The 14553-nt window shown below is 69.1% G+C and carries 14 protein-coding genes; 4 read left to right on the top strand and 10 right to left on the bottom strand.

Annotated features, from left to right (window positions below):
• Positions 1-25: 25 nt before the first annotated feature.
• The gene (locus ACZ60T_RS17860; RefSeq protein WP_469666719.1) at positions 26-2467 is read right to left on the bottom strand and encodes a hypothetical protein; all 2442 of its coding nucleotides are present in this window, start codon (positions 2465-2467) and stop codon (positions 26-28) included.
• 304 nt (positions 2468-2771) lie between these two features.
• Here ACZ60T_RS17860 and ACZ60T_RS17855 point away from each other — a divergent pair, with 304 nt between their 5' ends.
• Entirely contained in the window at positions 2772-3143 is a 372-nt protein-coding gene (locus tag ACZ60T_RS17855) for a DUF6083 domain-containing protein (RefSeq protein ID WP_469666718.1), read from the top strand.
• A 46-nt stretch (positions 3144-3189) separates the two neighbouring features.
• On the opposite strand, the gene ACZ60T_RS17850 is transcribed toward ACZ60T_RS17855, so the two are convergent.
• The 7 genes from ACZ60T_RS17850 to ACZ60T_RS17820 all read right to left on the bottom strand — a co-directional run bounded on the left by ACZ60T_RS17850 (position 3190) and on the right by ACZ60T_RS17820 (position 10597).
• On the bottom strand, positions 3190-3843 hold the full coding sequence (locus ACZ60T_RS17850; protein WP_469666717.1) for a GOLPH3/VPS74 family protein: 654 nt from the start codon (positions 3841-3843) through the stop codon (positions 3190-3192).
• A gap of 97 nt (positions 3844-3940) precedes the next feature.
• On the bottom strand, positions 3941-5422 hold the full coding sequence (locus ACZ60T_RS17845; RefSeq protein WP_469666715.1) for an ATP-binding protein: 1482 nt from the start codon (positions 5420-5422) through the stop codon (positions 3941-3943).
• A 101-nt stretch (positions 5423-5523) separates the two neighbouring features.
• A complete protein-coding gene (locus tag ACZ60T_RS17840; RefSeq protein WP_365623693.1) occupies positions 5524-6261 on the bottom strand; it encodes a response regulator transcription factor in 738 nt (245 codons plus the stop codon).
• A gap of 70 nt (positions 6262-6331) precedes the next feature.
• Complete coding sequence (locus ACZ60T_RS17835; RefSeq protein WP_469666713.1) at positions 6332-7876, bottom strand: streptophobe family protein; 1545 nt, start codon at positions 7874-7876, stop codon at positions 6332-6334.
• A gap of 327 nt (positions 7877-8203) precedes the next feature.
• Positions 8204-9010 (bottom strand): immunity 49 family protein, encoded by an 807-nt coding sequence (locus tag ACZ60T_RS17830; protein ID WP_469666711.1) that lies wholly within the window; start codon positions 9008-9010, stop codon positions 8204-8206.
• Positions 9011-9100: 90 nt separating this feature from the next.
• Complete coding sequence (locus ACZ60T_RS17825; RefSeq protein ID WP_469666709.1) at positions 9101-10021, bottom strand: immunity 49 family protein; 921 nt, start codon at positions 10019-10021, stop codon at positions 9101-9103.
• A gap of 135 nt (positions 10022-10156) precedes the next feature.
• On the bottom strand, positions 10157-10597 hold the full coding sequence (locus ACZ60T_RS17820; RefSeq protein WP_469666707.1) for an ATP-binding protein: 441 nt from the start codon (positions 10595-10597) through the stop codon (positions 10157-10159).
• Between the two features lie 172 nt (positions 10598-10769).
• On the opposite strand from ACZ60T_RS17820, the gene ACZ60T_RS17815 reads away from it, so the two are divergent.
• The 3 genes from ACZ60T_RS17815 to ACZ60T_RS17805 all read left to right on the top strand — a co-directional run bounded on the left by ACZ60T_RS17815 (position 10770) and on the right by ACZ60T_RS17805 (position 12199).
• A complete protein-coding gene (locus ACZ60T_RS17815; RefSeq protein WP_469666967.1) occupies positions 10770-11606 on the top strand; it encodes a helix-turn-helix domain-containing protein in 837 nt (278 codons plus the stop codon).
• On the top strand, positions 11603-11809 hold the full coding sequence (locus tag ACZ60T_RS17810; protein ID WP_469666706.1) for a DUF397 domain-containing protein: 207 nt from the start codon (positions 11603-11605) through the stop codon (positions 11807-11809). Before ACZ60T_RS17815 ends, ACZ60T_RS17810 begins: the two co-directional genes overlap by 4 nt.
• A gap of 117 nt (positions 11810-11926) precedes the next feature.
• Positions 11927-12199 carry a zinc ribbon domain-containing protein gene (locus ACZ60T_RS17805; protein ID WP_469666704.1) on the top strand — a complete coding sequence of 91 codons (273 nt, stop codon included), beginning with the start codon at positions 11927-11929 and terminating at the stop codon, positions 12197-12199.
• Between the two features lie 9 nt (positions 12200-12208).
• On the opposite strand, the gene ACZ60T_RS17800 is transcribed toward ACZ60T_RS17805, so the two are convergent.
• Positions 12209-13099, bottom strand: a complete 891-nt coding sequence (locus tag ACZ60T_RS17800) for a diacylglycerol kinase (RefSeq protein ID WP_469666702.1) — start codon at positions 13097-13099, stop codon at positions 12209-12211.
• Between the two features lie 104 nt (positions 13100-13203).
• Positions 13204-14532 carry a class I SAM-dependent RNA methyltransferase gene (locus tag ACZ60T_RS17795; RefSeq protein ID WP_469666700.1) on the bottom strand — a complete coding sequence of 443 codons (1329 nt, stop codon included), beginning with the start codon at positions 14530-14532 and terminating at the stop codon, positions 13204-13206.
• Between the last annotated feature and the right edge of the window lie 21 nt (positions 14533-14553).

Below are 14553 nucleotides of genomic sequence, written 5' to 3'. Positions count from 1 at the left end.
CTCCGTTTCTGCGACCGCTGGCGGATCAGCGGCCACGCAGGTGCTCGGTGACGAACGTGTATCCGTAGGGCAGTTCCCAGCCATCCGCCTTGCCGAGCCTGCGGCAGTGCTCCCGGAAGGCCGCTCGCTGCACTTCACTGGGCATGCGGCCTGGTTGCAGACGGCGCAGATGGCCGGGGACGAACTGGACGCCGCGCAGCCCCGCGCCGCTCGGCGGTTCGGTGCCGCCCCATGGACGTATCACCCGGCATCCGGCCGGGCGGTAGCCGATGAGGGGGATGGTCGGCTCCGCGTCTCGCGCGGGGAAGTGCGGTTGGCCCCAGGCGTCGCGGCTGCCGAGAGCCGGCTCCAGGTGCCGTTCCGCGAGCAGTTCCGCGACAGCCGCTTCCAGGGCGGCGGTCTGCGACCGTGCCGGTCGGCGTCCGTAGACCGCGCCGGGCAGGGCCGAACGGTCCAGCAGGGCATGGCCGTCCAGGGTGAGCAGCCCGCAGCGGCGCACGGTGCGCATCACGAGTTGCCGGGGGCCGAGCCCTGCCGCCGTGTCGCGATGACGGTCACTGCCCGGAGCGTCCTCCCTGGTGAGAACACGGGGGTCGAAGCAGTGCCCGACCACGCGGTCGCCGACCCGCACCGGTTCCTTGAGCCGTGCCGTGGCCGCGCGGATCACCACGCCGCCGCGGGGCCAGCGCAGTTCGAGCGTCAGACCGGGGAAGAAGTCAGGGGGCCAGGAGACTCCGGTCAACCGGCCGATGTCGTCGTCGAGTTCGGCGGTGACGTCCTGAACGGCCGCGTTCCCGGATGGTTCCTTGCCGAAGTCGCCGCGGTCACCGATGCCGCTGAGGTCTCCGAAGTTGCCGAAGTGGTCGAGTTCGAGGCGTGCGGTGAGGCGTCGGCCGTGAGACCGGTGAAGTTCGCGCGCGACCTGCGGGTGCAGGGGGAACCAGCCACCGATGAGATGGGCCAGCCGCAGGGGCGACCGCCAGACGATCTCGTACGCGTCGGCCCGCAGGAGTTCACTGGGGCCGAGGTCGTCCTCGTCGGGGAGGGGAAGGTCGACCGGCTCCGCCTCCGTGTCCTCGTCCGGCTCCGCCTCTGCGCCTTCGTCCGGCTCCGCCTCTGCGCCTTCGTCCGGCTCCGCCTCTACGCCTTCGTCCGGCTCCGACGGCGCATGTGTCGTGGAGGCCCACCCGTGTCCGGCGGGGATCAGGGGATCTCCGGCGGCTTCCGCGTCGCCGGGATGGTGGGACCGCCATATGCCTCCGCCCTCGAAGGCGTCATCAAGCGTGACCCGGGAGCCGTTATCGAACAGGCCTTGATCGCTGTCCCGTTGAACGACGTCGGCGAGCGCCAGATTCGCCCGGCACACCGCCGCGGCGTACCCGACGCCCCTCAGCGGCTCCGTGGCCCCGGGTAACCCGCGAAGCCGCGGCCCGATAGCTGTGTAGACGGTCGTCGGAGAGGTGAGGCCGTAGCGCCGCCTGGTCGGGGTGGCCGCGTGTTCCACCGCTGCCGCGAGGGACCTGAGGTCATCGCCGCCCAACGGTCCGGTGTCGCGCCAGCAGTCCGCGAGGGAGGACCGGGTCATGGCGTATTGGCCCCAAGTGCGCAGTGTCTCGCTGGAGTTGAGGACACCTCGCACCGTGTGGAGCAGACCGAGCAGACCCGCCCGCAGCCCGTCCTCGTGTGTGCCGCCCACCAACTCCGCGAGGGACACGGGGACGAAGGGGCTGAGCAACTGCTCCCGCGCCGTCGTCAGGAGGTAGTCCGCATAGGCCGTCAGGTCATCACGTCGGGCCGCTTCCTGGGACGGGTAAGCGACATCGACGACGACATGGCCGTCCTCGTTGATCCAGCGCCGCCGCGTGCGCAAGCGGTGGAGCTGGGCCGGTGACAGGCTCAGGGCCGGGCCGAAGGCATGGAGATCCGGGACCAGGAGTTCCCTTCGCCGGGGAGCGGCGCCGGTCCCCGGCTGGTCCGGCCCTTCAGCGCCCACGGGTGCCCCCGACACCCAGGCCGGTACATCACCCAGGGCGCTCACCTCCGGATGTGCGCCTTCCCGGTAGACGATCTCGGCATAGAGCGGGTCCGAGCCGGTCGCGACGCACACCATGGCGCCGACCGGGAGCACGGGAGCGGACTCCCCGAAGGTGATCACGGGGAAGTCGTCCGGGCGCAGCGGGCTGCCGCCGTAGCCGTCGCCGCCGAGGGCGTAGCCGAAGTAGACGGCGTTGAAGGCGACGGCGGTGTGCACGGGCGCCGGGCGGGCCGCGACCACCGCTTCGAGATAGCGCGCCAGCCGCTCCCGTTCCCGGTCGGGTACGGCTTCATATCCCTTGGTCATGTCAGGGGTCAGGAGGGCCTGGTCGCCGTAGGGGTCGGGCACCACGGTCCCCTCGCAGCACACCGACGACGCCTTCGGCACCCCGGATTCGCCGACCACCGCTGACGCGTACGGGACCCCACCCATGACACCTCCGCCGCACTACGGACCGCCCCAGCCCCGTGTGCGGTAACTCCCTCAGCCTATGCCCACGCGTGGTGCTCCGGTGGCCCTTTCGTCACTTTGCGTTGGCCGACGGCGACCACACGCCACGCGCCGGGCATCCCGGATGTCATCAAGCCACCGAATGAGGCCGATTCGCGCCCTGTCGAGGTTGCGCGTATCTACCCACACTCGACGTATGGGGGCGACTCGGGGCAACGGATGGGCTTCATGCCAGCTCTGCGGTACGTGCGATCCCACCGTACGAGGACGTGGCCGGATCGGTCTCTTGGCCGAACTCTGCGACGCCTGCTGGCACGGACTGGCCAACGACATCGCCGAGGAGGAAGGCGCCACGACCGCGCCGTTACCCGACCCGGACCCCGACGATGTGTCATGGATCGAGCCACCGATGTGCCCCGACTGCGGCGCCGAGGTCCGTGTGTACCCGACCAACTACGACCGCTGGGTGAGCCTGGCGACCCGCGAGCAACCCGCCAAGGACGTCCCGGCGCGCTACCGCTGGCGCCTGACCCCGACACCCACCGGCTCGGTGGCCGTCCGCGTACGAGCCATCGAGCCCCTGCTCAGCGACCTGGTACTCCCGGACCACCGGATGCTGTGCGTCCCTGACGAGGACGGGCCCCTGGACACGGGCTGATGTCCCGCTCCGGGGGCCGACAAGCACCTCGCGCCTCAGTGACCCCTCACCCCACCATCCCGGGCACAGCAGCCAGGAGCACCGTCACCGCGGCCAACGCCGCCGATATCGCCTTGCCCACCGTCTCCACCGGTCCGAGGCCCTCCGCCACTTCCGCCATGCGCGGGGCCGTCTTCGCCGGGTCCTCGTCCGGGAGGGCCAGGCTGTGCAGGCGCGCGTGGTGGAGCAGGGCGATCAGTTCCGCCGTCTCCGGTGCCGGGGACGCTTCCGCCCGTACCACCGCGGCCAGTTCGCGGCGCAGCTCGGCCGGGACCGACGGGTCCGTGACCGGGTAGCGGTAGGAGCCGAAGGAACCCAGTATCTTGCGGCCCTCCCTACGTACCAGGCCCTTCTCCAGCAGGCCTGCGTAGGCGGCCGTCACGGCCTGGTCCCGTATGGCCAACAGCCATGCCTGGGGCTTCGCTTCCGGATGCTGCCGTATCTGCTCGGTCACCACCGACGCCAACGGTTCGTCCTCCGCGGGAGGTTGCACGGCGACCAGCCGACCGTCCCGCTCCACCACCTTGCCGGACAGCACGAGCCGCAGCAGCGGTGCCGCCGCGACGGCGCACCCCACCCTCAACTGCTCCCGCGGCGTACCGTCCCGCTCGTCCAGCCCGAGCAGCACGATCTGCTCGCCCACCGTCAGTCCAGCGTCCATCGAACCCCCTTTCCCCTCCCAACGCACGGCGCACGCCATTTGGTTCCGCCCCTTCCCGTTCCGGTTCCGTTTCTCACGGCACCGACCGGCGGCGCCCTCAGGGTCCGTACGACGGCCCAGGCAGCGGAAGCCTGATACGGCAGGTGCACCCCTCGCCGGGGGCGGTGTCGAGGGTGATGTCACCGCCGTGCGCGGTGACGAGGGCATGGGCGATGGCGAGGCCCAGGCCGGAGCCTCCGGTGGTGCGGGCGCGGGAGTCGTCGGTGCGGTAGAAGCGGTCGAAGACGTGCGCGCGTTCGGTGGGGGTGAGGCCGGGGCCCTGGTCGGCGACTTCGAGGACGGCCCGGTCGTCGACGGTGCCGACGCCGATACGGATGGGTGTGCCGGGAGGGGTGTGGGCGACCGCGTTGCCGATGAGGTTGGTGACGACCTGGCGAAGCCGCGCCTCGTCCGCGACGGCGGGCGCGGTGGCGGGCCTTCCGCCCGTGGGGCCGGTCAGCGCGACCGGGCGGGTGGCGTCCAGAGCGCGTACGTCGTGGAGGGCGTCGGCGGCGAGGGTGCGCAGGTCCATGGGGGCGAGGTCGAGCGCGAAGGCCGGTTCCCGGTCGGAGCCCACGTCCCCGGCATGCTCGTCGAGGCGGGCGAGGAGGAGCATCTCCTCGACGAGCCGGGTGAGGCGTTCGGACTCCGTGGCGATCCGGGTCATGGTCTGGTCGACGTCCTCACGGGTGGGCAGCGCGCCCATGCGGTAGAGGTCGGTGTAGCCCTTGATGCCGACAAGGGGCGTACGCAGTTCATGGCTGGCGTCGGCGAAGAAGCGCCGGGTTCTCGCCTCGGCTTCCGCGCGGGCCCGGAAGGCGGTGTCGATCTGGGCGAGCATCTGGTTGAGGCAGGCGGTCAGGCGGCCCACCTCGGTGTGGGGGGCGGCCAGTTCGGGAACGCGCTGGGAGTAGTCGCCCGCGGTGATCGCCGTCGCGGTCTCCTCGATCCGGGTCAGGGGACGCAGACCGGAACGGACGGCGAACCACCCGGCGACGGCGAGGACCGCGAGCAGGGCGGCACCCACGGTCAGTGCGAGGGTACGGGTCTCGGTGACCGTGCGGTCGACCTCGTCGAGGGAGGAGGCCACGAGAACGCTGCCCCGGGCGTCGGACGGCTCGGGCGGGAAGACCTGGGACGGCTGGGCCAGGGCGATGACACGCCATCGGTGGTCCCCGTCCCTCGCGGGCACGGTGAAGGGCCGGCCTCCCCGGTCGAGGACGGCCGCGCGGTCGAGGGCGGGGAGTCGGGGCCCGCCGCCGGGCGGCGCGGCACTCGCGTCGAAGGTCCTGCGCGTGGCACCGCCGCCGTCCAGGTAGGTCACGGTGGTGTCCCCGAGGACGCCGAGGGCCTGCGCGTTCGGCGGGGTGCCGGAGGGCGGTGCCAGGCGGGCGGCGATCTGGCCGGTCAGGACGAGCCGGTCGTCCACCCGGTCCTGGAGGTAGCCGTGCAGGGCCGTGGTGACGATCAGACCCGCGCCGAGGAGGCCGACGGCGACCAGGGCGATGGACAGACACAGCAGGCGGCTACGGAGAGACATCCGGCTCGGCCACGCCCTGAGCGACAGCGATATCGGGCTGGGGCGCTTCGTCGAGTTGGAGGGCTCCGGTGAGCTGGAGGGTCTCGGCGAGCCGGGGAGCTTCATGGTCGCGGTTCCCGGATCACGTAACCCACCCCACGGACGGTGTGGATGAGTTTGGGCCCCTGGCTGTCGACCTTGCGACGCAGGTAGCTGATGTAGGTGTCGAGGATGCTGGGATCGCCGCCGAAGTCGTACTCCCATACGCTCTGCAGGATCTGACTCTTCGTCATGGTGCGCTCGGCGTTGACCACCAGGAAGTGCAGAAGGCGGAACTCGGTCGGGGACAGCCGTACCGTCTTCCCCGACCGCGCGACATGGTGACTGTCGGGTTCGAGCACCAGGTCGCCGACGGTGACGCGGGTCGGCTGCTCGCCCCTGGTGCGGCGCAGCACCGCGTGGATTCGGGCGATCAGCTCTTCGAGGTCGAAGGGCTTGGTGACGTAGTCGTCGCCGCCGAGCCGCAGGCCGTGCAGCCGGTCCTGCCGGTCGTCGCGCGCGGTGACGAAGAGGACCGGTACGTCGCCGCCGTGACCGGGCAGGGGTGAGCGCGGTTGGGCGCGCAGGCGGCGGATCACCTCGAAGCCGTCCATGTCCGGGAGCATCACGTCGAGCAGGACGAGATCGGGGGTGCGCCGCGCGGCCAGGTCGAGGGCTTCCTGCCCGGTGGCGGCGGCGTCGACGTCAAAGCCTACGTAGCGCAGTGCGGTGCGCAGCAACTCCCGGACGGTGGGCTCGTCGTCGACGACGAGCAGGTGGTCGGCGCGGCCCGTAGGAGAGGGAGATGTCGATGCCGCCATGGTGTGGGGAGCCGCCTTCACTGACAGGGCTGACAAGGTGACAGGGCCTCCCCAGGAGATCACACGGCACTCACAGGGCCGAGTCGGACGGGACTTGGCACGAGGAGGACCGGGCCGGTGGCCGGGCCTCGCTGCCAGGCAGCCGCGCCGCGCGACCGCGACGCCGGACCCATCGACTCCACAGGCGGCTGCCGCCGTAGCCGGCCAGGGTGGCGAGTACGGAACCGGCGAGCGCGGGCAGCCCCGGACTTCCGTCAAGACCGGCCGTCAGGCCGCCCACCTCGACGCCCATGAGACTGATGCCGATCCGCAGCGAGCCGCGTGCCAGCAGAGGAAGTACGAGAACCAAGACGCCGACGGCGATACCCAAGCGCACGCCGATCTCCGCGTGCCGGTCGAGGAGGGACGCGGAGTCCTCCTTCGGGCTACGCACCGGGGTGCGGGCGGCGACGACGAACCCGGCGCTCACCAGCAGAAGCAGCACGAGGAGCAGTCCGATCACCCACAGCGGTATCCCGGCGCCCGACCAGTCACCGAGGTTCACGGACCTGTCCGCGCCCGTGGTGCCGCCCTGGCCTCCGCTGCCGAACATGCCGAACACCCCACCGCTGGGCCGCAGTCGGTGCACACCCGCTTCCCAGGACGTACCGAGGCCGGAGGTGAGCAGCACGGCGATGAGATTGGGGCCGACGAGCAGCAACAGGCCTGCCGCCTTGGCCGCCTGCTCCCGGCCGGTCAGGGCGGCGGCCCCTTCAAGCAGCGCGACGGCCACGGCCGCGCAGCACAGCACGACGGCGATGCCGGTCAGGGTCGACGTGACGGCGTTCCACTTCAGCCGCAGGCGGCCGAGGGTGTGGGGATACGGCAGTGTCGTACGCCGGGCCACGACGCACCCGACCGCGAGGACAACGCTCACCCACAACAGACCGAGGAAGCCGGTCGCCACACCATCGGTCGCGAAGCTAACGGAGGACAGTTGCGCGGCAGACCCCCCGCCCCCACCGCTGAACCGACTGAACGCACCGTCAGAAGCCCCCTCCCGAAACCGTTGCGTCACGTTCTCGGGCAGCCGGGCGGTGCCGTGAGCGAAGGCCGCGAGGATCGGGAACACCACCGCGGCAGCCACCGACGCGCCGCCGCACCGGGCCCACAACGTCAAGGGAGCAGTCCCCGAACTCCGGTGCAGAGGACGGAAGAAGGCGACCCCCAGGACGACCGTGCCCACGAAGGTCAGGGTCAGCGGAGTCACCGCCACATCACCGGCCAGCCCGACACTCAGGCCGCCCCCGCGAAGACCTCCGAGCAGCCCGCCACCACTGGTAGAAGCCGCCGACTCCACACTGACACCGCCGCGAACGGCCATGCTCACCAGGGCCGGTACCAGCCGAGAGACCGGCGCGACCGTACCGGCACCGAGAACGGCCAGCGCCACCCAGGCGGTTGTGGCCATCGCCAGCACGGCAGCCACCACGGAGAGCGCTCCGGCGAGGACGTGACGCCAGAGAGATCCGGCAGAGGCCAAGTACTGCGAGAACTGCCGGAGTTGCGACGACTGAGGGGGCTGCGAGGAGTACGAGGACTGCGGGGACTGCGGGGACTGCGGGGCAAAGGACATGGGGGCAGGCTCCTGTGAATCAACTCCCGACGACACAGCCCCGACGCTGCCAGCCCTCCCTGACCACATCCAGAGAATTCCTGGGAACTTCCTGAGAGCCCCCGACCACCCCCGCACAACCAAAACGCCAACACCGCAGACAGCAACGCTCACATCCCCGGCCCACCCCTCTCACGCGTCCCCAAGCCCCTACCACCACACCCCGATTCACAGAAAGCTCACGGACTGGCTGGTCGACGTACGCCGGTCAGCGCGCGTCGGCAGCGACCGACAGGTTTCCCACCTGCCGGTGGCGGAGGCGCGGAAGCCCGAGCCACCGGGCACCGTTCACGTATCGAACTCGCCTACCCAGGAACGTCGCAACAAGGCTCTGGGCAGATATTCCGACTCCACTTCGATGGGAATGCCCGCGTCATAGGCAAGGCAAGTGATCGCCAGCGGGCCCAGAGACAGGAAACCCGCGGCACTGTCTGCCCGTTGCTTGCTTGCGGTCCAATAGTCGCGGTGCAGCTCAAGTGCCTCGACCAGCGCTTCGTTGAAGCCTGTGTGATCCTGACGAAGGAAACGATGGAACAAGTTGATCGGCTGATACAGGATCTTCTGGAGGAGCTCGCGATCGGTGTTCGTGGCGACTTCAGGGTAGGAGGTCTCGATCGCGGCGATCAACCTGTCAACGAGCCCTGGCTCTTCAAGCCAGTATGCCTGAAGGGATTCGATCCAGTGGTAGATGTACTCGTCGTACTCGGCTCCCGACGCGCGAAGAAGGGAGACGGGAATCCTGCACAACTGGTCCATTCGTTCAGACTCACGGCAGACAGTTGCGAGCCAGAACGCAGTGATCCAGCTACCAGCGCCCGCGTAATATCGCGGTCCGGTGGCAGGAATCGACCGTTCCTTGTCAGCAATGCGACACTGGACGGTTCCTTCAGTGATCTCGGCAGCACTGAAGATCGCCGATCCCACCTGCATGGCCGAGACGAACGCTTCCCAGGTCTCAAGGTTGCTCGCCGTGGTGTCAGTAGCGCACAAGGAGCGCGCATAGGTGAGGGACGAATTGAGCACCGTGTTGAACATGCTCGGCGAAGCTTCCAAACGCTCGATGGATTCTCCGAGACTTGCGCGCATGATCTCCATCGCTCGCGGAGAGGATGCAGTCGGAATCTTGTGGCGTGGAATGTGTGTGGGCATGGCACCGCTCATCCGATTCGGCTTGCTGATGTCAACTCATGTTTGGTACTCGCCGACCCAGCTGCCCTCGACGAGGTGGATGGGCAGGTACTCCGACTCCACCTCGATGGGGAAGTCGGCATCGTAGGCGAGGCAAGCCATGGCTAGCGGCCTCAGGGCGACCAGGCCGGAGCTGCTGATCAGACGTTCCTCGTCTTGAGTCCAGTACGACTTGTGCCAGTTCAGCGCATCGGCCAACGCCTCGTTGAACCCGACAGAGTCCTCCGTGACGTAGCGAGCGAACAGGTTGATGGACGGATAGTCGATCTTCAGGACCAGGTCCTCTTCCGCTACCTGCAGCACGTCGGGGTCCGTCCCCCGCATGGCAGCGACGAGGAGTTCACCCAATTCACCGCCTTCGAGCCACCACTTCTGCAATGTCTCCACCCACGGGTAGACGTACTCGTCAAAGACCGCACCAGAATCGCGGAGCAACGAGACCGGGACGTTGGCAAGCTGGGTCAGGCGGCCACGCTCCCTACAGATGATCGCGAGCCAAAACGCGTCCAGCCAGCTCTCCGCGTCGGTGTAGGGCTGAACGCCAACTGCAGGAAGTGTTCTGACCTGCTCCAGGATCCAGCATTCAACGAGGTTCCCATCCGCAGTGGCTGACGCGAAGAGCGCAGAACCCACCTGCATGGCCGTGACCCAGGCCTCCCACGTAGGCAACAAGGCCGCACGCGCATCACTCCCACAGTGGGTCTTCGCTGTAAGCAGGGAGGTTTTGAACGCCAGGTTGAAGTTATCCGGAAACTCCACGAGGGAGTCGACCTCGTACCGGGTGTCTTCGGCGAGCAGCGACGCTCGACTCTCGGCCTCAGCAGCAGGGAAAGCATGACGGGGCACAATGATCACTTCGCGGTCCGTGAATTCCCTTGCCGGGTGTCGACGCTGTTGACTCACCATGTCGAACTTCACTGGCCCCACCCCCGTGGTGTGTTGGTGAACGCGCTTGCGCTACGCGGCCGTTGGCCTGGCCTCGCGCGATCACGCGTTACTCACGCCTCGTAGGCTATCGAATACCTCCCCTCCCGCATGCCGGGCGAACGACCTTCACCGCAGGGCGACTTCGCACCACACGGTCTTGGTGTACGGGTCTCCCTCGGTGGCTCCCCAGTGGGTGGACAGTGCCTCCACGAGGAGGAGTCCTCGGCCGCCGTCCGCATCGGAGGACGGTGGAGCGAGGGTGCCGGGGGTGGGTGGGCGACGGTCGGTGCGGGCGTCCGTGACCTCGATACGGAGGGTGGTGTCCGCCGGGTGGAGAGTGAGACACAGCCGGAAGTCACGCCCCCGCACCCGGCCGTGCACGACCGCGTTCGTGGCGAGTTCGGCCACGAGAAGCGTCGCCGTGCGGTTGGCCTCACTGTCGTACGGCCAACCCCAGCCGTTGAGTTGCTCGGCCGCGAGGCGACGGGCGAGACGGGCACCCCTGGGCGTGGCCGAGAGACGAATGCTGAAGTGGCGAGTGACGAAGAGGGTGATATCGGCGTTCATGTCACTCAGCGTGGTCGACCGTCTCTACCCTGACCAGTAACGACGACGGTACGTGAAGTCACTGTCCGGTCGCTGTCCGGCTGTGTCCGGGCGGTGTGGCGTTACCTGGTGCGTGGTGGGCGAGTTGAGTACGGGAGACAGCGGCACGGGGAGGTGTCCGGGCGTGAGCGTGATGGGGCAGGGGCTACAACAGGACGGCGACGACGAGGAGTCGGCGGCGGTCCTGCGGACGGTCGGCAGGATCATCAAGACCTACCGTGAGCGAAAAGGGCTGACCCAGGCCGAGTTCGGGACGGCCATCGGGTACAGCGAGGAACAGGTGTCCTCGGTGGAGCGGGGTCGGCGGGCGCCGAGCGCGGCGTTCCTTGAGGCGGCGGACCGGGTGTTGGAGGCCGGTGGGCTGCTCATCGCGCTGAAGAAGGACGTGGAGCAGGCGCGGTATCCGAAGAAGGTCCGGGATCTGGCGAAGTTGGAGGGCGAGGCGGTTGAGATCTGCGCCTACGACAACTCCGTCGTCAATGGGCTCTTGCAGACGGAGGAGTATCTGCGCGCTGTGTTCGGCCTACGCCGACCGGTGTTCTCCGAGGAGGAAGTAGAGCGGCTGGTCGCTGCACGGCTGGCGCGGCAGTCCATCATCGATGGAAAGGGAATGGTTCCGGCCTTCAGCTTCGTGCATGATGAGGCCGCCCTCCGGCGGCCGGTCGGAGGCACAATGGTGCTGCGCCGCCAGCTCGAACGACTGTTGGAGGTCGGGCAGATGCGGAACGTGGAAATCCAGGTGCTGCCCATAGACTGCGCGGACAACGCCGGTCTCGACGGCCACTTCCATCTGCTACGGCTGGAGGACGGCACCAATTTGGGACACGTCGACATGCAGCTCACCAGCCGACTGATCTCGGACCGCAAGGCAGTCCAGGTCCTGGAAGTGCGCTACGGGGTCATCCGGGCTCAATCCCTTCCTCCGCGAGAGTCGCTGGCCTTCATCGAGAAACTCCTTGGAGAGACATGACCCTGAAGCTATTGACCGGAGACGGCACCGCGCTGGAGTGGTTCAAGAGCAGCCACAGCACGCCCGATGGAGCTGCTTGCGTCGAGGTCGCATCCAGCTCAGGCACCATCCACATACGCGACTCGAAGCACCAGCAGGGCCCCCAGCTCACCTTCGGGCCCCAGCAATGGGCCGCCTTCATCTCGTACGCCGCCGATCACTGACGTACGCCCTGCCCACGCCCGCACCCCTCGCGTCCGGTTCCGTACCGGGCGCGGGGGGGGTGCGGGACGGCGAGCGATAGGCTCACCGGGCACTGTCGTCCGGGGAGGGAACGCAAAGTGATCATCTTTGGCACCAAGGGGTATCTGTACCAGCTCGCGATCGTCACGCTCCTGTGCGGGAATTGCGGCAACCCGAGCGCGCACGCACTCCGGAAGCGGGTCGTGAAGTTCACCCTGTTCTTCGTGCCGCTCTTCCCCGTTTCGGTCAAGTACCTGACGCAGTGCACCTTCTGCGGCGACCAGCAGAGGGTGACCGCGGAACAGTCCGACCACCTCCAGGCCCAGGCCGCACAGGACCCCAACCCTCAATTCACGCCGCTCGGGCAGTAGTCGCTCAGTTCACGCACCGATGACGCGGAGGGCCCCCGGCACACAGCGGGCCGTCAGCGGAAGCGGCAGCAGTGGTTCCCCGTCGGCGTACGCCCGGATGCCCTCCGCGGCGATCTCCACCGTTGCCGAGCGGTGGACGGTGACCTTGGGATGCTCGACATGGGTTCCGCGATACACGCGCGGGAACACCCGCAACAGCTCGGTACGGCTGAGATCACCGACCACGGTGACATCGAACAGCCCGTCGGCGAGGTCGGCACCGGGGCAGATGCGCATGCCACCGCCGTACGACGAGCCGTTCCCGATGGCCACGAGGGTCGCTTCGAACTCCCGGACGACGCCGTCGTCGAAAGTGATGCGGTAGGGGAAGGGCCGGAAGGTGGCGAGTTCGGCCACCATCGCGAGGTCGTACTTGAAGCGGCCGGTGGGCCAACGCATGCGGTTGCCACGGTCGTTGACACGGGAGTCGAAGCCGGAGGCGAGGACCGTGCCGAACCAGCGGTCGCCGACTTGTCCGAGGTCGATGTCGCGCACCCGGCCGGCCTTGAGAGCCTCGGCGATGAGACGGCCCGCGGCACCCGCGTCCCCCACGGGCTGGCCGAGGGCACCGGCGAAGTCGTTGCCGGTTCCGACGGCGACCAGGCCGAGTGGGGTGGGGGTCCCCGCAACGGCTTGAAGGGCGAGGTTGGCGGTGCCGTCACCACCGACAGCGATCAGCGCGCCGGTACCCCCTTCCACGGCGATGCGCACACGTTTGAGCGCGTCCTCGGCGTTCTCCCCGACGACTGTGCGGACGGCGAATCCGGCCGCCTTCAGGGTGGAGACCGCAAGCTGGGCCGCCTTGGCGCCTCGACCCCGGCCTGCGGCGGGGTTGAGGAAGAGGGTGATCTCGTTCGTCACGAGGCGACTCTACGAGCAGCCTCATCATGTCCGGGTCACGCCGCCATAACCGTTGGCCTCCGGCTTGCCTTCCCTGCTGGCCGCACATTCGGCAGAACAGCAGGTCAGCGACCCTTCCCAGCTGGCTCCAGAATCGCCACGCACTCCACATGATGCGTCATCGGGAACAGATCGAACGCCCGCAGCATCCGCACCCGGTACCCGCCCTCCCGGAAGTACCCGAGGTCGCGGGCCAGGGCTGCCGGGTCGCAGGCCACGTAGGCGATGCGGCGGGCGGACAGGGACGTCAGGTGGGTCACCGTGGTGCGGCCCGCGCCTGCTCGGGGCGGGTCCAGGACGATCAGGTCGACCTCGGTGATGCCCGTGCGCGGGAGGACCGATTCGACCTTGCCCTGTTCGATGCGTACGCGGTCGAAGTCGGCCAGGTTGTGCCGGGCGTCCTCCACCGCGCGCTTGCCCGACTCGATGCCGAGCACCGCGCCCTGGTCGCCGACCCGGTCGGCCAGCGCGCCCGCGAAGAGGCCGACGCCGCAGTACAGGTCCAGTGCCATGTCGCCCTTGCGCGGCAGCAGTCCCTGCATCACCGCCGTCACCAGCGTGTCCGCAGCCTTCGGGTGGACCTGCCAGAAGCCGCCGCCCCCGACGCGGTACGTACGGCCGTCGGCGCGTTCGCGGACGAAGGGGCGGCCGTGGACGCGGTGGACGCCGCCGGACTTCTCGTCGACCCGCAGCACCGACACCGGGCGGTCCAGCTCCACCAGGGGCAGCCGCGCGCCCGGCTCGGGCGTCAGGATGACCTGGCGGTCCTGCGAACCCGTCGCGGCGATCGCCTCGACGCAGTCCATGCCCGCCCAGTCACGCTTCTCGATGCCCAGCTCGCTGACGCCCTCCGCGGCGATCATGCAGTGGTCGACCGGCTCCACCTCGTGCGAGCGGTGCCGCCGCAGCCCCGCGTGACCGGAGGCGTCCACCGCGTACTGCACGCGCGTACGCCACTTCGGCACCTCGCCCGCCGGAAGCTTGTCGCCCTCGGCCGGGACCACCGTGCCGTCCCAGCCCGCCTCCTCGGGCGTGAGGCCCGCGAGCCGCCGCAGCTGCTCGGCGATGACCTCGCCCTTCAGCCGCCGCTGGGCGCCCGGCTTGGCATGCTGCCAGTCGCAGCCGCCGCAGCGGCCGGGACCGGCGTACGGGCAGGGGGCGTCGATACGGTCCTTCGAGGCGTCCAGCACCCGTACCGCGTCCGCGCGCAGGAAGCGGGCTCCCTCCTCGCCCTCCGTCACCCGGGCCACGACGCGCTCGCCGGGCAGCGCGTGACGGACGAAGAGGACCTGGCCCTCGTCGGTCCGGGCGATGCAGTGACCACCGTGGGCGACGGGGCCGATCTCGACCTCGTACTCCTCCCCCACCAGCGAATTCTTCGGTTCTGCCTGCATGGCGGGGTAACTCCACAACAT

The sequence above is a fragment of the Streptomyces sp. NPDC104371 genome (assembly GCF_055583785.1).
This window is presented reverse-complemented; position numbering and strand designations above follow the sequence as displayed.

What these genes read in the sequence shown, in the direction of transcription:
- ACZ60T_RS17860 (WP_469666719.1), bottom strand. Translation starts at nt 2,467, where the DNA reads ATGGGTGGGGTCCCGTACGCGTCAGCGGTGGTCGGCGAATCCGGGGTG.
- ACZ60T_RS17850 (WP_469666717.1), bottom strand. Translation starts at nt 3,843, where the DNA reads ATGGACGCTGGACTGACGGTGGGCGAGCAGATCGTGCTGCTCGGGCTG.
- ACZ60T_RS17845 (WP_469666715.1), bottom strand. Translation starts at nt 5,422, where the DNA reads ATGTCTCTCCGTAGCCGCCTGCTGTGTCTGTCCATCGCCCTGGTCGCC.
- ACZ60T_RS17840 (WP_365623693.1), bottom strand. Translation starts at nt 6,261, where the DNA reads ATGGCGGCATCGACATCTCCCTCTCCTACGGGCCGCGCCGACCACCTG.
- ACZ60T_RS17835 (WP_469666713.1), bottom strand. Translation starts at nt 7,876, where the DNA reads ATGTCCTTTGCCCCGCAGTCCCCGCAGTCCCCGCAGTCCTCGTACTCC.
- ACZ60T_RS17830 (WP_469666711.1), bottom strand. Translation starts at nt 9,010, where the DNA reads ATGGAGATCATGCGCGCAAGTCTCGGAGAATCCATCGAGCGTTTGGAA.
- ACZ60T_RS17820 (WP_469666707.1), bottom strand. Translation starts at nt 10,597, where the DNA reads ATGAACGCCGATATCACCCTCTTCGTCACTCGCCACTTCAGCATTCGT.
- ACZ60T_RS17815 (WP_469666967.1), top strand. Translation starts at nt 10,770, where the DNA reads ATGGGGCAGGGGCTACAACAGGACGGCGACGACGAGGAGTCGGCGGCG.
- ACZ60T_RS17810 (WP_469666706.1), top strand. Translation starts at nt 11,603, where the DNA reads ATGACCCTGAAGCTATTGACCGGAGACGGCACCGCGCTGGAGTGGTTC.
- ACZ60T_RS17795 (WP_469666700.1), bottom strand. Translation starts at nt 14,532, where the DNA reads ATGCAGGCAGAACCGAAGAATTCGCTGGTGGGGGAGGAGTACGAGGTC.